General features: G+C 69.2%; 19 protein-coding genes and 4 tRNA genes. 13 read left to right on the top strand and 10 right to left on the bottom strand.

Annotated elements, in window-relative coordinates:
- Positions 1-71: 71 nt before the first annotated feature.
- Positions 72-686 (bottom strand): PaaI family thioesterase, encoded by a 615-nt coding sequence (locus G6N23_RS08550; RefSeq protein WP_085260525.1) that lies wholly within the window; start codon positions 684-686, stop codon positions 72-74.
- Between the two features lie 65 nt (positions 687-751).
- Here G6N23_RS08550 and G6N23_RS08545 point away from each other — a divergent pair, with 65 nt between their 5' ends.
- Entirely contained in the window at positions 752-1249 is a 498-nt protein-coding gene (locus G6N23_RS08545) for a DUF1990 domain-containing protein (RefSeq protein WP_085260524.1), read from the top strand.
- A gap of 73 nt (positions 1250-1322) precedes the next feature.
- Here the strand turns inward: G6N23_RS08545 and G6N23_RS08540 are convergent, their stop codons facing one another.
- Positions 1323-1778 carry a DoxX family membrane protein gene (locus G6N23_RS08540; RefSeq protein WP_085260523.1) on the bottom strand — a complete coding sequence of 152 codons (456 nt, stop codon included), beginning with the start codon at positions 1776-1778 and terminating at the stop codon, positions 1323-1325.
- Between the two features lie 93 nt (positions 1779-1871).
- On the opposite strand from G6N23_RS08540, the gene G6N23_RS08535 reads away from it, so the two are divergent.
- Positions 1872-2585: a helix-turn-helix transcriptional regulator gene (locus G6N23_RS08535; protein WP_085260522.1), complete on the top strand. Its 714-nt coding sequence runs from the start codon at positions 1872-1874 to the stop codon at positions 2583-2585.
- Here the strand turns inward: G6N23_RS08535 and G6N23_RS08530 are convergent.
- The 5 genes from G6N23_RS08530 to fdxA all read right to left on the bottom strand — a co-directional run bounded on the left by G6N23_RS08530 (position 2582) and on the right by fdxA (position 5444).
- Entirely contained in the window at positions 2582-3469 is an 888-nt protein-coding gene (locus tag G6N23_RS08530) for an NAD(P)H-dependent flavin oxidoreductase (protein ID WP_085260573.1), read from the bottom strand. The genes G6N23_RS08535 and G6N23_RS08530 overlap by 4 nt on opposite strands.
- A 74-nt stretch (positions 3470-3543) precedes the next feature.
- Positions 3544-3882 (bottom strand): cupin domain-containing protein, encoded by a 339-nt coding sequence (locus G6N23_RS08525; protein WP_085260521.1) that lies wholly within the window; start codon positions 3880-3882, stop codon positions 3544-3546.
- 43 nt (positions 3883-3925) lie between these two features.
- Positions 3926-4351 (bottom strand): hypothetical protein, encoded by a 426-nt coding sequence (locus tag G6N23_RS08520; RefSeq protein WP_095173910.1) that lies wholly within the window; start codon positions 4349-4351, stop codon positions 3926-3928.
- Positions 4348-5103, bottom strand: coding sequence for a helix-turn-helix transcriptional regulator (locus tag G6N23_RS08515; protein ID WP_085260520.1), 756 nt, complete (start codon positions 5101-5103; stop codon positions 4348-4350). Before G6N23_RS08515 ends, G6N23_RS08520 begins: the two co-directional genes overlap by 4 nt.
- Entirely contained in the window at positions 5100-5444 is a 345-nt protein-coding gene (gene fdxA, locus G6N23_RS08510) for a ferredoxin (RefSeq protein ID WP_085260519.1), read from the bottom strand. The genes G6N23_RS08515 and fdxA overlap by 4 nt, the downstream gene beginning before the upstream one ends.
- Positions 5445-5496: 52 nt before the next feature.
- Between fdxA and G6N23_RS08505 the strand changes: the two genes are divergently transcribed.
- Both G6N23_RS08505 and G6N23_RS08500 read left to right on the top strand, forming a co-directional pair.
- Positions 5497-6096, top strand: coding sequence for a DUF2249 domain-containing protein (locus tag G6N23_RS08505; RefSeq protein WP_085260518.1), 600 nt, complete (start codon positions 5497-5499; stop codon positions 6094-6096).
- A gap of 238 nt (positions 6097-6334) precedes the next feature.
- Positions 6335-7126, top strand: coding sequence for an enoyl-CoA hydratase/isomerase family protein (locus tag G6N23_RS08500; RefSeq protein WP_085260517.1), 792 nt, complete (start codon positions 6335-6337; stop codon positions 7124-7126).
- Here G6N23_RS08500 and G6N23_RS08495 read toward each other — a convergent pair.
- Positions 7123-8784 (bottom strand): acyl-CoA synthetase, encoded by a 1662-nt coding sequence (locus G6N23_RS08495; RefSeq protein ID WP_085260516.1) that lies wholly within the window; start codon positions 8782-8784, stop codon positions 7123-7125. The two genes, G6N23_RS08500 and G6N23_RS08495, sit on opposite strands and share 4 nt — an antisense overlap.
- A 117-nt stretch (positions 8785-8901) precedes the next feature.
- Between G6N23_RS08495 and G6N23_RS08490 the strand changes: the two genes are divergently transcribed.
- Both G6N23_RS08490 and G6N23_RS08485 read left to right on the top strand, forming a co-directional pair.
- Positions 8902-9567, top strand: a complete 666-nt coding sequence (locus G6N23_RS08490) for a DedA family protein (RefSeq protein ID WP_085260515.1) — start codon at positions 8902-8904, stop codon at positions 9565-9567.
- Between the two features lie 86 nt (positions 9568-9653).
- On the top strand, positions 9654-10274 hold the full coding sequence (locus G6N23_RS08485) for an antibiotic biosynthesis monooxygenase (protein WP_085260514.1): 621 nt from the start codon (positions 9654-9656) through the stop codon (positions 10272-10274).
- Between the two features lie 67 nt (positions 10275-10341).
- On the opposite strand, the gene G6N23_RS08480 is transcribed toward G6N23_RS08485, so the two are convergent.
- Positions 10342-10416: transfer RNA gene (locus G6N23_RS08480), tRNA-Val, on the bottom strand.
- 159 nt (positions 10417-10575) lie between these two features.
- Between G6N23_RS08480 and G6N23_RS08475 the strand changes: the two genes are divergently transcribed.
- The 6 genes from G6N23_RS08475 to G6N23_RS08450 all read left to right on the top strand — a co-directional run bounded on the left by G6N23_RS08475 (position 10576) and on the right by G6N23_RS08450 (position 13464).
- Positions 10576-10648, top strand: a tRNA-Gly gene (locus tag G6N23_RS08475).
- Positions 10649-10677: 29 nt separating this feature from the next.
- Positions 10678-10748: transfer RNA gene (locus tag G6N23_RS08470), tRNA-Cys, on the top strand.
- A 17-nt stretch (positions 10749-10765) separates the two neighbouring features.
- Positions 10766-10840: transfer RNA gene (locus G6N23_RS08465), tRNA-Val, on the top strand.
- A gap of 631 nt (positions 10841-11471) precedes the next feature.
- Positions 11472-12020, top strand: a complete 549-nt coding sequence (locus G6N23_RS08460) for a DUF4352 domain-containing protein (protein ID WP_234808575.1) — start codon at positions 11472-11474, stop codon at positions 12018-12020.
- Positions 12021-12084: 64 nt separating this feature from the next.
- Positions 12085-12831, top strand: coding sequence for a Clp protease N-terminal domain-containing protein (locus G6N23_RS08455; RefSeq protein WP_085260512.1), 747 nt, complete (start codon positions 12085-12087; stop codon positions 12829-12831).
- A 99-nt stretch (positions 12832-12930) separates the two neighbouring features.
- Complete coding sequence (locus tag G6N23_RS08450) at positions 12931-13464, top strand: hypothetical protein (protein ID WP_085260511.1); 534 nt, start codon at positions 12931-12933, stop codon at positions 13462-13464.
- A gap of 225 nt (positions 13465-13689) precedes the next feature.
- Here the strand turns inward: G6N23_RS08450 and zapE are convergent, their stop codons facing one another.
- Positions 13690-14772 carry a cell division protein ZapE gene (zapE, locus tag G6N23_RS08445; RefSeq protein WP_085260510.1) on the bottom strand — a complete coding sequence of 361 codons (1083 nt, stop codon included), beginning with the start codon at positions 14770-14772 and terminating at the stop codon, positions 13690-13692.
- Between zapE and G6N23_RS08440 the strand changes: the two genes are divergently transcribed.
- Positions 14771-15553, top strand: coding sequence for a pyrimidine reductase family protein (locus tag G6N23_RS08440; RefSeq protein ID WP_085260509.1), 783 nt, complete (start codon positions 14771-14773; stop codon positions 15551-15553). The genes zapE and G6N23_RS08440 overlap by 2 nt on opposite strands.
- Positions 15554-15559 lie beyond the last annotated feature (6 nt).

Raw genomic sequence — 15559 nt, 5'->3', positions numbered from 1 at the left:
TGCGTGGTGGTCGAAACGTCCGCGACCATGCTATCGGGGCTGTCGTGGCCGACCCGCGGGAGTACACCGGCTCACGGCTGGCCGGGTTTGAGCACCACGAACAACGCCTCGCCGTCGGCCAGCAGCGTATCGCCGTCGCGCAGTGTGGTCTCGACGAAGATCTTTCGGCCCTCGGTCCGGCTGATCCACGTCTCGAGCTGTAACTCCCGCTCGATCGGGACAATGCTGCGGTAGTTGACGTGCAGATAGGCGGTGCGCTGGTAGGGGCCGCCGGTCAGCAACCACGACGCGGTGCCCAGCACCGAGTCGAACAGCAGCCCGATGGCGCCGCCGTGCGCGGCACCGTTGCGCCCCAGGTGGAAGCGCCGAAACCGGGCCCAGCCGCGGAGCCGTCCGTCGTCGCTCCTCTTGAGCTTCATCGGCACCGGAAGCAGGTTGCCGCGCATGGGCAGATCCAACCGGCGGCCCGACGGCGACGACCATTCGTCGCTGTCGAAGGGCGCCAACAAATCGCAGACTTCCCGCAGCGCGTCGGCGGCCCGGCTGATCACCTCGTCGGGGGCGTCGACGGCGCGGGCGTGGTCCTGCAGGGCACGCATGGTCTCCAGGAAGCGGCCGTAGTCCGGCCCGCCCTTCTGGGTCGGCTCGGGCGGGTTGAAACCGCCGCCGGCATGTGGGGCTGTCACCCGTCTATTTAACGTTCAGCCGATTACCGGGCGGACGCCGCGGCCACGATGGCAGGGTTGGCCCGGTGGACTTGAACAAGCTGCGGGACCTACCGCTGACCTACGCCGAGGTGGGCGCCACCGCCGGAGCGCTGCCCGATGGATATCAGCACCTGGAGCGCGTCGCCCCGATCGGCCACGGCCGGCAGCGGTTCGAGGAGGCGGGTGAGGCCGTGCTGCACTGGGGAATGCAGCGCGGAGCCGGTCTGGGTGTGCGGGCGGACAGCGACGTTGCCGAGGTGGGCGCGACCGTGATGGTGCGAATAGGGTTCCTGACCGCGCCGTGCCGGGTGGTCTACGTCCTCCGGGAGGACAACCGGCGCGGCTTCGCCTACGGCACGCTGCCGGGGCACCCCGAGCGCGGCGAGGAGTTGTTCTCGGTGCGCTACGACCCGGCCGATGGCACGGTCTACGCGCAGGTGCGGGCGTTCTCGCGGCCCGTGAAATGGTGGATCAGGGCGGGCGCGCCGGTGGCTGCGCTGGCGCAGCGCGTCATCGCCCGACGCTATCTGCGCGCGGTGTGACGCCCGGAGGAGGCGCGACCGCGCCACGACCGGATCGGGTTGTCGTGGCGCGGCCGCGGGTCGGCGGGACCTGTCAGGTCACCTGGCGGGTGTGCACGGCCTGGGCCAGCCGGGCCAGCACGACCGCGGAGACCAGCAGGCCGAAGTCGCGCAACGCGACGTCGTAGTAGCCGGACAGGGTGAGCAGGTCGACGATGATGCCGCCGAGCCAGGCCGCTACCACCCAGGCCCCGATCCGCGGCGCCACCGCGACCAGGACACCGGCCACGATCTCGATGACGCCGATCAGGTACATCGCCTGGTCGCCGTTGCCCGGCAGGATGTCATTGATCCAGCCGGCAAGATACTTGTCCCAGTGGCTCGGCCCCGCGCCGCCGGGCACCTGGGGCAGCAGGTTGAAGAATTTGTCCAGACCGAACAGGATCGGAGCGACCGTGAACAGGGTCCGCAGTAGGAAAAACGCCTCGAACAACGGATCCTTCAACCGTTGCGAAACGGCAGGTGAACCCGCATGACCGGTGGTACCCATGACATCCTCCTCAGTTCTAACGATCAACACTTTGTACGTTAGAACGGGTAGAATCTAACGTCAAGAGTTTTATCCGATAGAAATTCACCGACCATGCCCAACCGCGAGCGCGATGTGACCCGGATCGGCGCACTCACCGATCCGGTCCGACGTGAGCTGTATCGATTCGTCGCCGCCCAGCCCGCCCCGGTCAGCCGTGACGAGGCTGCCGCCGCGACCGGGATCGCCCGCCACCAGGCCAAATTCCATCTTGACCGGCTGGAGGCCGACGGCCTGCTGCAGAGCGACTATGCCCGGCTGACCGGCCGCTCCGGCCCCGGCGCGGGCCGCCCGTCAAAGCGTTACCGACGCTCCCCCGACCAGATCGCCGTCAGCCTGCCGCCGCGGGAGTATGAGCTGGCGGGCCGGCTGATGGCCGCTGCGATCGCCGAATCCGCCCGTACCGGCACACCGGCGATCGAGGTGCTGCGCGCCCTGGCCCGCGACTACGGCCGCGAACTCGGCAGCACGGCGACCGAGGGCCGGGAGCCGACAGATGCGGAGGCCGCACTCGAGTTGGCCGTCGGTGTGCTCGGCGAACACGGCTATGAACCACGCGACGGCCCCGCCGCTTCTGGCGAGGTCTTCTTGGCCAATTGCCCGTTCCACGCGTTGGCCCAGGCTCAGACGGAGCTGGCCTGCACCATGAACCTCGCACTGATCAGCGGCGTCAGCGATGCCCTGACACCGCACGGCCCCCAGGCTCGGCTCTGCCCGGACCCATCCCGGTGCTGCGTCGTGCTCCGTGCCGCAGCGGGCCCGGGCTAGGCCCAGCGCGCCAGCAACTGTTGCGCCCCGGTGCACAGCTCGCCGATCACCACCGCCGCCGGACGGCTGCCGCTGAGCAACCCCACGCCCTGGCCGGCGTCGACCGGGGCGACGCGCTGATCGTCGGCGGCGACCCCGGCAGCCAGTTCCGCGGCGGCATGCGCATCGCCCGCCAGCGTGCCCTCGCGGCCCGCCCAGCGGTCCGCGAAGTCGTTGCGCAACACCCGCGACGGGAACCGCGCCGGCCACTCCAGTCGCTGGCCGACATCGAACACCCGGGTCGTGAGAGTGTCGGTACCGTCCGCCGCGATCAGAGCACGCCGGGCGCCCTCACTGGTCAACGCCTCGGGACAGGCCGACAGGCAGGTGCCCAGCCAGGCGCCGGCAGCGCCGGCCGCCAGCACCGCGGCCAGGCTGCGCGGGGAGGCGATCCCACCGGCGGCCAGCACCGGGACCGTCACGGCGTCCAGGACGGCATCGAGCAGCGGCAGGGTGGCCAGCCGGATCTCCCCGTGACCGCCGCCCTCGGCGCCGCGGGCCACCAGCACGTCCAGCCCGGCGTCCTGCGCACGACGGGCGGTCTCGACGTCATAGACCTGGGTGGCGGCCCGGATCCCGGCCGCGTGGGCGCGCTCGACCCAGGACAGGTCGTCGCCGAAGCTCACCGAGAGCAGCACCGGGCGGGCGGCCAAGGCCGTGTCGAGTAGGTCCGGCTGATCGCGGATCACCCAGTCCACCAAGCCGATTCCGAACCGGGCCGGCCCGAGCAGGGCCAGCTCGGCGGCCAGTGACGCCGCCGTGGCGGTGCTGCCCATCCCGATCATGCCCAGCCCGCCCGCCGCGGTGACGGCGGCTGCCAGCCGCCCACCGGCCACCCCGCCCATCGGGGCGTTGAGGACGGGCACCCGCAGCCCGGCCCGTAGCGACCAGGCCGTGCAGAGCGGTGCCGCGGGCACGCTCAGTGGGAGGCGCTCTTGGCGACCGTCAGCAGCACCACCGAATCCTCCAGCGACTCCAGCGCGTGGCGGCTGCGCGGCAGGGTGACGAGCTCCCCGGCCGAGCCCTCCCAGGCGTCATCACCGGCGGTCAGCCGCACCCGGCCGCGTAGCACCTGCAGTGTCGACTCCCCCGGACTGTCGTGTTCGGCCAGCGCCTGACCGGCCCGCAGCGCGACCAGCGTCTGACGCAGGTGGTGTACGGAGCCACCGTAGATGGTGTGGGCCGAGCGCCCGCTGTGGTGTTGCCTGGCCTCGGCCAACTGCTCGTCGGCCAACGTGGTCAGGGAGGTCGATTCCATCGGTAGTCCTTCGGCTCGCGGGTGGGTATTCGGGGCGGACAGCTCAGCGAGACAGCAACAGGATGCCCAGTGGCACCAGTGCGGCGACCTTGATCAGCTCCAAGCCGACGTAGGCGTAGTGCGCGCGGGAGCGGGGCGCATCCAGCCCGGACAGCACCTGGTCGGCGCGCCGGCTCAGGCGGGGCCGCACCGCCAGCATCTGGGTGAACAACATCGCCACGGCGACCGCGAACGCCACGGCGGTGGCGGCGCTCGGGCGCTCGGTCGCAAATGTCACCGCGATGGCCGCGGCCAGCACGAACTCGGCGGCGTTGAGGGCCCGGAACACCAGTCGCCCGATGCCGAGGCAGACCGGAATCGTCGCGTTGGGCGCGCGGAACTTCAGCGGCGCTTCCATAAACGAGATCGCGACCACCATGCCCAGCCAGAGAAACGTCGCGGCGATCGCGATGCCGGCGGCAATGCTCACCCGGTGGGCCCTTCCACTCGCACCGGACCCGGGGGCGTCTGATCGATCCGGGCCCCGTTCGGGGCCGGCCTGGACTCGTCGACCTTCATCGACTTCAGGTGCGCCACACACAGATCGGGCTTGGCGAACGAGTCGAGGCGGTCGACGGTCACCGGTGCGTCCCAGGCTTCCAGCGCACCCTGCATCAGGCCCAGGTGGATCGGGCAGACCACCTCGGTCGAGGTCTCGGCGAGTTCGAGGAACGGGCAGTGGCGCAGACCGAGCTGCTGCTCGCCGGCGTCGTCGGGTTCGAGGTGTTCGGGCTGAAATCCCAACTCGTCGAGCATATCGACGAGGTGGTCGGTCGACTCCTCGGCGTCGGCGGGCTCGGCCGGGCGGTTCTGCGGCCGCATTCGCTGCCCCCACGCCCGACCGGCCGCCAGCGCCTTGCCGCTGGGGTCGGAGTCGGCGGCCAAGCCGATGGTGAGGATCTCCGCGAGCAGCCGGAACCGACGTGTGCCGCCGCGGTCCATCTGCCGGATCGCCCGGAACATCAGCGCCGGACGGCCCCGGCCCTTGTGGTCGGGTTCGGTGTGTTCGACACGCCCTTCGTCCACCAGGGTGTCCAGATGGAAGCGCACCGTGTTGGGGTGCACCCCCAATTCGTCGGCGATCTGCGCGATGCTCAGCGGCTCGTCCGCGGCCTGCACCAGCCGAAGCACGTCAAGACGACGTCCTCCAGGCGGCCCAGGCGGCTTAACGATGTCGCTCACTCCCCCTGGGGAGGAAAGCTGGCCACAAGCGGGGTGTCGATGCCGAGCGGGCCGATCTTGGCGGCCCCGCCGGGCGAGCCGAGTGCCTCGTCACGCCCGGGCAGCGGTTCGGTGAAGAACTCCGCGTTGTCAGCCTGATGGGGTTGCAACTCGTCTGGAAGGTCATCTTCGTAGTAGATGGCCTCGACCGGGCATACCGGCTCGCAGGCACCGCAGTCCACACATTCATCCGGATGGATGTAGAGGGCTCGCCCGCCTTCGTAGATGCAGTCGACGGGGCACTCCTCCACGCAGGCCCTGTCCATCACGTCAACGCACGGCTTCCCGATCACATATGCCATGGGCGTAGAGTTTACACAAGGGATTTTGTAGAAACTAGAAAGGCAGGCCTAAATGTCGGAGGTCGAACTAGACGCCCGGGTGCTACCCAAACCGGAGAAGCACAAGACGATCTTCGCGACCTTCGCCAAGCTGGCGGCCGGCGAATCATTTGTGCTGCTCAACGACCACGAACCGGAGCCCCTGCGCCTTGAGTTCGAACGCGAACACCCGGGCAGCTACGGGTGGGAGTACCTGGAGAAGGGCCGCGAACGCGGTGCGCTGTGGCGGACCAGAATCTCCCGGTTGTCCTCGACCGCCGTGCCGTGGATCTTGACCGACACCGCGACCACCGGGGAGGGCGTGGAAGCCGACCCGGCCGGGGTGGTCTGGAAGCTGGACGTGCAGAGCCGCGAGATCGACGCCGACGTCACCAGCCTGTCGGCCGGCCAGGACACCGGCATGCACGTCGGCCCGGAGATCGACGCCCTGATCCATGTGCTGTCCGGCAGCGGTCGGCTCACCACCGAGTTGGGCACGATCGAACTGGCGGCCGGCGCGCTGCTGTGGATGCCCAAACGGTCCCGACGCCAGTTCGTAGCCGGATCCGATGGCTTGCGTTACTTGACGATTCACCAGAAGCGTCAGTTCTTGAACCTGATGGCGACCGGCTGATCGAACCGCATCCGGTGAACCGGGGTCTGGCTGGCGATTTGTCACGGAAACTCTTGCGCATCAGTCATATTCACGTATCAGTCCGGACAGTTTCATACAGCACAAGGTTTTTCGAGAACGCCAGCCACCCGACGCCGCGCTCGTGACCGGCAGGCCCGGCGGCGGCGCCGGATCCGGCGGTATCCAACGGCAAGGGTGTTGCTAGACCCCGTCGGTGACGGTCGGGTAGAAACAACTGATGCCTGACAGATACAGCGACTTCCCCACCCTTCGACTCGAAACCGGCGACAACGGTGTGCTGCAGATGGTGCTGGACGCGCCCGGGCTCAATTCGGTGGGCCCGCAGATGCACCGCGACCTCGCCGACGTGTGGCCGGCGATCGAACGCGACGACGCGGTGCGCGCGGTGCTGGTCCGCGGTGAGGGCAAAGCCTTCTCCGCCGGAGGCAGTTTCGAGCTGATCGAGAAGACCATCGGGGACTACCCCGGGCGGATGCAGGTCCTGCGGGAGGCCCGCGACCTGGTGCTGAACATGGTCAACTTCTCCAAACCGGTGATCTCGGCGATCAACGGCCCGGCCGTCGGCGCCGGTCTGGTGGTGGCACTGCTGTCGGACGTCTCGGTGGCCGGGCGCACCGCCCGGCTCATCGACGGCCACACCAAGCTGGGCGTGGCCGCCGGAGACCACGCGGCGATCTGCTGGCCGCTGCTGGTGGGCATGGCCAAGGCCAAGTACTACCTGCTGACCTGCGAGACGCTGCACGGCGAGGAGGCCGAGCGGATCGGGCTGGTCTCCAAGTGCGTCGACGACGAGGAGGTGCTGGCGACCGCGACGCGCATCGCCGACGACCTGGCGCACGGCGCCCAGGACGCGATCCGCTTCACCAAGCACAGCCTCAACTACTGGTACCGGCAGTTCGCACCGGCCTTCGAGACCGCGCTGGGGCTGGAGTTCCTCGGCTTCTCCGGCCCGGATGTGCACGAGGGCCTGGCCGCCGTCCGGGAGAAGCGCAAGCCGCGGTTCGGCTAGGCGCTGACCGCGGCTGCCTGCGCCTTGGCCCAGCGGTAGTCGGCCTTGCCCGACGGCGAGCGCTGCACCCGCTGGCAGAACACCACGTCCTTGGGCAGCTTGTAGCGCGCGATGTAGCGGGCGGCCGCGGTGATGATGTCGCCGGCGTCGGCCTCTGCGCCCTCGGCCAGCTGCACCACCGCCACGACCTCGTGGCCCCACCGTTGGCTGGGCCGGCCCACCACGACGACGTCGTAGACGGCCGGATGCCGGGCGACCGCGGCTTCGACCTCCTCGGCGAAGATCTTCTCGCCGCCGGAGTTGATCGTCACCGAGTCGCGGCCGAGCAACTCGATGCCGCCGTCGCCATCCCAGCGGGCCCGATCACCGGGGACCGAATGCCGGATGCCTTCGATGTCGGGGAAGGTGCGCGCGGTCTTGTCCGGGTCGCCCAGATAGCCCAGCGGCACGTGACCCTGTTGGGCCAGCCAGCCGATCTCGTCGTCGCCGGGTCGCAGGATGCGGGTCATGTCCTCGCTGACCACGACGGCGCCCGGGTTCGGGGTGAACCGGCCGGTCCAGGCCTGGCCCCGGCTGGTGGTCTGGCCCATCTGGGCGCCGGTCTCCGAGGAGCCGCCGGCGTCGAGGATCGACAGGTGCGGCAGCAGATCCAAGATCCGCTGCTTGAGCGGAACGGTCAACGGCGCCCCGCCGCTGGCCAGCACGGCAAGGCCCGACAGGTGTTCGGCCAGCTCGGGGCCGCCGGCTTCCAGCGCGTCGGCCAGTGGCCGGGCGAAGGCGTCGCCGACGATCGACAGCGAAATGACGCGCTCGCGGCCGGCCAACTGCCAGGTCGCGACCGGGTCGAACCGGTCGGTGATCGCCGACATCACGAACGATCGCCCGCCGAGCAGCGTGATGAACGCGGCCCACTGGGCGGCGCCGTGCATCAGCGGGGCCACCGTCATCGAGCCCGCCCCCGCGGCCCGACTGCGGTCGGCGATCTCCTCCAGGCTGGTGGGAACGGCGCCGGTGCCCAACTCCCGGCCGCCCATCGCGTTGATGAAGATGTCGTGCTGGCGCCACAGCACACCCTTGGGCATGCCGGTGGTGCCGCCGGTGTAGAGCACATACAGGTCGTCTGGCGACAGCGGCAGGTCCAGTGCGTTGCCAGCGGTGGTGGCCAGCAGGTGCTCGTAGCGCAGTGCACCGGGCAGCGGTTCGTTGCCGGAGTCGTCGTCGACGTGGATCAACAGCATCGCCGGCAGCCGGTCGCCGGCCCGGTGCAGTGCCTCGGCCAGCGTGGGGGCGAACCGCGCGTGGTACATGACCGCCTCGGCCGAGGCGTCGGCCAACAGGTAGACCAGTTCGTCGGCCACATAGCGGTAGTTGACGTTGAACGGGGCGACGCGGGCGTGGTAGGCCCCCAGCATCCCTTCCAGGTATTCATTTCCATTGGCCAGATACAGCGCGAGATGGCTCTGCCCGGATTCATGAGCGGCCAGCTGCGCACGCTCCCGGCGCGCGCCCAGGCCGCGCTCGTGCAGTGCCCGCGCCAGTCGGCGCGAGCGGTCCTCGACCTGGGCGAAGGACAATCGACGGTCGCCGAATACGACGCAATCCCGGTCCGGGATTGTCGCCGCCACCGTCGAGAACACCTGGGCGAGGTTGAATTCCACTGCCGCTCCTCGATTCGACCGCCGGAATGCGCGCCCGGTAACGCTACAAGGTGACCATATTCGCCCGACGATGATCTGCGCGGGCGCACCGGGCCGGCGTCAGGCATGCTTGGCCGCATGTCGGTGGATGTCTTGTTGCAGTCGATCCCGCCCGTTTTGGTCTATCTGCTCGTCGGCGGAGTGATCGGGATCGAGAGCCTGGGCGTCCCGTTGCCCGGCGAAGTCATGTTGGTCGGAGCCGCGTTGCTGTCGTCGCGCCACGACCTGGCGGTCGACCCGGCCGGGGTCGCGGCGGCGGCGATCATCGGCGCGGTGATCGGCGACTCGATCGGATATTCGATCGGGCGGCGCTTCGGCATGCCGCTCTTCGACCGCCTGGGCCGGCGGTTCCCCCGGCACTTCGGCCCCGGCCACGTCGCGTACGCGGAACGCCTGTTCGGGCGCTGGGGTACGAGCGCGGTGTTCTTCGGCCGGTTCGTCGCGTTGCTGCGCATCCTGGCCGGGCCGCTGGCCGGGGCGTTGAAGATGCGCTACCCGCAGTTCCTCGTGGCCAATGTGACCGGTGCGATCTGCTGGGCCGGCGGCACCACCGCCCTGGTCTACTACGCCGGGATGGCCGCCGAACAATGGCTGTCCCGGTTCTCCTGGGTCGCGTTGCTGGTCGCGGTGCTCGGTGGTGTCATCGGCACCATCGCGCTGCGGGGACGCATCGGTGCGCACATCGCCGAGTTGGAAGCCCAGCATCGCCACGAGTCCGACGCCGTGGAAGAAAGCGCCGGATAGGGTTGCCCCCGCAGCGTCGCCGGAGCATGGTGGAAGGGAGACCGGCGGCGCCGCCGGGGCGTCGCCCCGATCACTCGGAGGCCGATATGTTCGCGCGCGCAACCACCATTCACGCCCATCCGTCTTTCCTCGATGAGGGGATCACCCACGTCCGCGGCGTGGTGATGCCGACCCTGGCCGACATGGAGGGCTGCGCGGGGATGTCCATGCTGGTCGACCGCGACGCCGGCCGGTGCATCGTGACGTCGTCCTGGCTGGACGAGGACACCCTGCGCGCCAGCGAGGCCGGTGCCCAGCAGCTGTGCGACCGCGCCACCGAGATCTTCCATGCCACCGCCGAGATCACCCGCTGGGAGATCTCCGCCGTACGCCGCGATCACCGGTCCCGACGCCACGCCGGCGTGCGGGTCACCTGGCTGCGGACCGACCCGGCGGGTCTGGAGCGGATGATCGACACCTTCAAGCTGGCGCTGATACCCGAGATGGCCGACCTGGACGGCTTCTGCAGCACCACTCTGCTGGTGGACCGGCCCTCGGGGCGCGCGGTCTCCTCGATCAGCTTCGACGACCGCGCGGCAATGGTGGCCAGCCGCGGCGGTGAGCAGGCGATCTGGGCCAGGGCTGTCAACGACGCCGGCGCCGAGGTGCTCGAGGTCGCCGAGTTCGACCTGGCGATCGCACATTTGAACGCGCCCGAGATGGTCTAGCAGTAGCAGACGACGGCGGGGAACTTCGGCACGGCGAAAGCCTGCGACGGTGCGCGCGTAGCGCACGTGGTGGTCCCGGCTGGGATCGAACCAGCGACCTTCCGCGTGTGAGGCGGACGCTCTCCCCCTGAGCTACGAGACCGGATGAACGAGGTCGAAGACTAGCACGCCCGGGCCCCGGCGCCTCAACGCGCAGGCCGATTTTCAGCCGACGCGCCGATCTGACAGGGCAAGTTGTGTTGCCTCACATCAGTGGACTAATGTTCTGCTTCGCGACGGGCGACGATCTCGCCCGTGGCACGCGGATGTAGCGCAGTTGGTAGCGCATCACCTTGCCAAGGTGAGGGTCGCGGGTTCGAATCCCGTCATCCGCTCGAGGGTGTCAAGTGGCATCAACCCTTGCGGTGGAGTGGCCGAGTGGTGAGGCAACGGCCTGCAAAGCCGTGCACACGGGTTCGATTCCCGTCTCCACCTCCGTTCCTTGGCTCTAAGCGCGGTTAGCTCAGCGGGAGAGCGCTTCCCTGACACGGAAGAGGTCGCTGGTTCAATCCCAGTACCGCGCACCATGTCCTCGCAGGTAAGGACACCCAAACGGGCCACGGCCCCGGGCGGGCATCACCTATGCGCCACATCGGTCGCGTAATCCGCCGCAATTTCCAGGGCACTGTGATGGCCGTGGATGTCGGTAAGCAATGACATGGTGGCGCTATGCCCCGCCCCATCACACCAGGCCGACACCGGCGCCGCGGCACTGCCGCGACGATCTGGGCCGGCGTCATCGCTTGCATGGTCGGCTCCTGCGGCACCGCCGGCGCTGATCCCGGCCCAACACCTCCACCGCCGCCCGGGCCGGGCGGATTCGGGTCTGGTTGGGCGAAGTGCGGCGACCAGTTGGTGCCAGCCGACTCGCGGGTCGACATGCGCAACCCATTGGGCGGATTGATCTATCGGGAATTGCTGCGGCACATGTGCCAGCCCGCACAACCGGACGCTGCCCTGCCGCCGCACCCCGGACGCCCACCGGCTATCGCATGACCCGCTGACGGTCATCGATCACGCCGCGCCGGACGCGGCCGGCCCCGGCACCGAACAATCCGCCCCGGTCGAATCGTGGGCCAGTTCTCCCCGAGGAGCAGCCAGGCAGCACAATCGGTAGCAACGCACGCGTCGCCGGAAAGGTACTCAAGGATGACCCCCATGAATCGACCCGTCACCGCCCTGTCTGCCGCGGCACTGTTGTCTACCGCCGTGCTGGCGGCCTGCTCCGGTCCCACCGACTCGGCGAGCGGGACGACATCGTCCAGTGCGGCGGAATCCCGCACGGCCGCAACAAAATCCGGGCACACCGGCGACACCCTGACCCTGACCAGGGCCGACGGCAGCACGATCGAGGTCACCCTCGAACGCATCATCAGCCCCGCTACCGTCACGCCCGACAAGGCTGATCCCGCCGTCAGCTACCTGGCGACCCAACTCAAGATCGCCGACCCGGGATCGGCGGCCATCGACGGCGACGTCAACATCAACACCACCGTGTTCGGTTCCGACGGCCGCAGCTACGCACCGGATCTGAACAACGTCAGCGAGTGCACCAACTTCGATTCGGGCATCTTCGAGCTCGACCCCGGCGAGTCGGCGACCGGCTGCGTGGTCTTCGCCCTGCCCCGCGGCATCAGCCCGACGAAGGTCAGATACGCGCCGTCGTCGGGGTTCGCCGATGACTTCGGCGAATGGCTACTGTCCTGACCCACCGCCGCACATCGTCAATCAACGGTTGACGATTTTCTATCGTCAACCTACAGTTGACGCCATGGCCGATCCGACTCCCCTGACCCCGCCCGTGCGTCTGGACGACCTCATCAACGCCATCACCGATGTGCACGACAATCCCCTGGAGCAGTTGACCGACGCCGTGCTGGCCGCCGAGCACCTCGGCGAGGTCGCCGACCACCTGATCGGGCACTTCGTCGACCAGGCCCGCCGGTCCGGCGCGTCGTGGACGGAGATCGGCAAGCGCATGGGAGTCACCAAGCAGGCCGCGCAGAAGCGGTTCGTCCCGCGCCCGGAGGCCGCCGCGCTCGACGCCGAGCAGGGCTTCGCCCGTTTCACGCCGCGGGCCCGCAGCGCGGTGGTGGCGGCCCAGAACGCCGCCCACCGGGCGCGCAACGCCGAGATCACCCCCGGCCACCTGGTGCTGGGCCTGCTGCACGATCCCGACGCGCTGGCCACCGCCTTGATCACGGCACAGCACATCGAACCGGGCGCCGTCGCGGCCGCCGTCACACTTCCGCCCGGCGAGGGTGAACCACCCGCGTTGATTCCGTTCAGCGGGCCGGCCCGCAAGGCGCTGGAGCTGACGTTCCGCACCGCACTTCGGCTCGGGCACAACTACATCGGCACCGAACACCTGCTGCTGGCATTGCTTGAATCCGAAGACGACGCCGGACCGCTACATCGCGCCGGAGTGGACCGGGACAGGGCCGAAGCCGACCTCGCCAGAGCCCTGGAATCGATCACCACGCACCCGGCCGCCGGCGAGACTGACCCCGCGAACTGACCGACACCCTGAAACACTTCGCAATCCCCCTGGCCAAGGCCGGTGCGCCCAAAACCTCGATGTGCCATCATGCCCACAAACAAACCGAAGAAGGACACGATGCATCGCTGGACTCTGGCCCTCGTCACTTCCATAGCCACCGTGTTGGCCTTGACGGCGCCGGCCGCCGGATACGCCACGCCCACCACCACACCGGAGGCGCCGATCGGCCGGCTCGGCGACACGCTGCGTATCCAGTACCAGGACGAGGCCTTCGGCAAGATCATCGCCGATGTGACGGTGCACGACGTGCTGCCCAGCGAGATCCCGCCGGGCTGGGGCCAGAACGGCACGCCACGCTGGCGCGCCCAGGGCGGTCCCTGGCGGGCGAACGTGACCATCCACCCGATCTCGGTGCCCAACCCCTACATCATGGCCGCCTCAGTCACGTTCGACGGTGTCACCCCCGGCGGCGACGCCTATGTGTCCAAGCACACCGATGACCCGACCACCCTGGACGCGGTGCTGACCAACGCACCGCAGGGCTCGACCGTCACCGGCGGCGTCTACTGGGATGTCTACCGCGGCCTGGTCACCCACGTGGTGATGCTCTCGCGCAACACCGGCCTGCGCCTGGCGCAGTGGAATCTGTGAGCTAACCGCCGGGTGTGAAGCGGCGGCCCAGCTTCGGCTCTCCTCCGTCGAACCTCGCTAACCGCCGGGTGTGAAGCGGCGGCCCAGTTTCGGCTCTCCTCCGTCGAACCTCGCTAACCGCCGGGTGTGAAGCGGCGGCCCAGCTTCGGCTCTCCTCCGTCGAGCCTCGCTAACCGCCGGGTGTGAAGCGGCGGCCCAGCTTCGGCTCTCCTGCGTCGAACCTCGCTAACCGCCGCTGCTCAGCGCCAGCAACCGGGATGTGGCCCGCAGGTATTTCTTGCGGTACCCGCCGGCCAGCATCTCGGCACTGAAGATGTCGTCCAGCTTCGCCCCGGAGGCCACCACCGGGGTGCCCGCGTCGTAAAGCCGGTCGGTCAGCGCCACCAGGCGCAGCGCCACGTTCTGATCTTCGATGGGATGCGCACCGGTGAGAAACACCGTGGTGACGCCTTCGATCAGCGTCAAGTACCGCGACGGGTGCATGGTGGCCAGGTGCGCGCACAGCGCGTCAAAGTCGTCCAGGGTGGAGCCGGGCTGCGCCGCGGCGCGCTGCATGACCTGCTGCGCAGACGGCGGCTCGGGAGCAGGCGGCAGGTCCCGATGCCGATAGTCCGGACCGTCGACCCGCACCGGAGTGAAAATGCTTGCCAGAGCATGGATTTCCCGTAGAAAATCCTGCACGGCGAAGCGTCCCTCGCCGAGCTGCTCGGGCAGGGTGTTCGACGTGGCAGCAACAGAGACCCCGCGCGCCACCAGCTCCGACAGCAGCCGTGACACCAGGGTGGTGTTGCCCGGGTCGTCGAGTTCGAACTCGTCGATGCACACCACCGTGTAGCCGCCGAGCAACTCGATGCACTCGGTGAAACCGAACACGCCGGCCAGCTGGGTCAGTTCCATGAATGTCGCGAACGCGGTCCGATGCGGCTGCGCTGCATCGGTGGTCTCGGTGATGTCGCGGTAGACCGACGCCAGCAGGTGGGTTTTGCCCACGCCGAACCCGCCGTCGAGGTAGAGCCCGACACCCGGCAGCACTTCGCGCTTGCCGAACAGTCTTCGCCGCCCGGCCCGCCGCGCCAGCGCCTGCGCACAGAACGCGGTGCAGGCCGCCACGGCCGCCGCCTGGGTGGGCTCGGCGGGGTCGGGCCGGTAGCTGGCGAAGCTGGCGCCAGAGAACGTCGGAGGCGGCTTGAGCTGCGCGATCAACCGCTCCGGTGAGACCGCCGGATGCCGGTCCACCAGGTGAGGGATCGACTCGACGGCGGAGTTAGGCACGCAGGAACTGTAGCCACATGGTGCAATCGTGGCCATGTCCGACCTCAGCGCAGACCCGGGTTTCACCCGGTTGGACGCGGCTCAGCCCGTCGATGATGCCGAACTGGCCCGGCTGTACGCCTACCCCGAACGGGACAACCCGCGCATCTGGCTGCGGGCCAATTTCATCGGCAGCATCGACGGCGGCGCAACGCTGGAGGGCAAGACCGGCGAGCTGGCGAGCACGGGCGACCGGACCCTGTTCATGCTGCTGCGGGCACTGGCCGACATCGTGGTGGTCGGCGCCGGCACGGTCCGGGTCGAGAACTACGGCGGCGCCAGGCTCAACGTCACCGAGCGCCTGCGTCGCCGCGACCGCGGCCAGTCCGAGGTGCCCCGGCTGGCGATCGTCAGCCGCTCCGGGCAACTCGACCGGGGCATGCGGGTCTTCACCGACACCGAGTTGGCGCCGTTGGTGTTGACCAGCGCTGCGGCGGCCGGCGACACCCGGCGGCGGCTGGCCGGGCACGCAGAGGTCCTGGACTGCTCGGCCGGCGACCCGGACCGGGTCGATGAGGCGGCGATCCTGTCCACGTTGGCCGCACGCGGGCAGTATCGGGTGCTCACCGAGGGCGGGCCGACCCTGCTGGGCTCGTTCATCGAACGCGATCTGCTCGACGAGCTGTGCCTGACCGTCGCGCCTTTCCTCGTCGGGGGGTTGGCCCGGCGCATCGCCACCGGCCCCGGCGAGGTGGCGACCCGGATGCACTGCGCGCATCTGCTGACCGACGAATCCGGCTACCTCTACGGCCGCTACGTCAAAAGCGCCCGCCTATAAGGTGAC

The organism is Mycolicibacter terrae (genome assembly GCF_010727125.1).
Taxonomy (GTDB): domain Bacteria; phylum Actinomycetota; class Actinomycetes; order Mycobacteriales; family Mycobacteriaceae; genus Mycobacterium; species Mycobacterium terrae.
The sequence above is the reverse complement of the archived record's forward strand: the minus strand, read 5'-3'. Positions and strand labels throughout refer to the sequence as shown.

Bases quoted from the DNA above. Each gene is read 5' to 3' on its own strand.
- G6N23_RS08540 (WP_085260523.1), bottom strand. From the start codon at position 1,778: ATGGGTACCACCGGTCATGCGGGTTCACCTGCCGTTTCGCAACGGTTG.
- G6N23_RS08535 (WP_085260522.1), top strand. From the start codon at position 1,872: ATGCCCAACCGCGAGCGCGATGTGACCCGGATCGGCGCACTCACCGAT.
- G6N23_RS08530 (WP_085260573.1), bottom strand. From the start codon at position 3,469: ATGGGCGGGGTGGCCGGTGGGCGGCTGGCAGCCGCCGTCACCGCGGCG.
- G6N23_RS08525 (WP_085260521.1), bottom strand. From the start codon at position 3,882: ATGGAATCGACCTCCCTGACCACGTTGGCCGACGAGCAGTTGGCCGAG.
- fdxA (WP_085260519.1), bottom strand. From the start codon at position 5,444: ATGGCATATGTGATCGGGAAGCCGTGCGTTGACGTGATGGACAGGGCC.
- G6N23_RS08505 (WP_085260518.1), top strand. From the start codon at position 5,497: ATGTCGGAGGTCGAACTAGACGCCCGGGTGCTACCCAAACCGGAGAAG.
- G6N23_RS08500 (WP_085260517.1), top strand. From the start codon at position 6,335: ATGCCTGACAGATACAGCGACTTCCCCACCCTTCGACTCGAAACCGGC.
- G6N23_RS08490 (WP_085260515.1), top strand. From the start codon at position 8,902: ATGTCGGTGGATGTCTTGTTGCAGTCGATCCCGCCCGTTTTGGTCTAT.
- G6N23_RS08485 (WP_085260514.1), top strand. From the start codon at position 9,654: ATGTTCGCGCGCGCAACCACCATTCACGCCCATCCGTCTTTCCTCGAT.
- G6N23_RS08460 (WP_234808575.1), top strand. From the start codon at position 11,472: ATGAATCGACCCGTCACCGCCCTGTCTGCCGCGGCACTGTTGTCTACC.
- G6N23_RS08455 (WP_085260512.1), top strand. From the start codon at position 12,085: ATGGCCGATCCGACTCCCCTGACCCCGCCCGTGCGTCTGGACGACCTC.
- G6N23_RS08450 (WP_085260511.1), top strand. From the start codon at position 12,931: ATGCATCGCTGGACTCTGGCCCTCGTCACTTCCATAGCCACCGTGTTG.
- G6N23_RS08440 (WP_085260509.1), top strand. From the start codon at position 14,771: ATGTCCGACCTCAGCGCAGACCCGGGTTTCACCCGGTTGGACGCGGCT.
- zapE (WP_085260510.1), bottom strand. From the start codon at position 14,772: ATGGCCACGATTGCACCATGTGGCTACAGTTCCTGCGTGCCTAACTCC.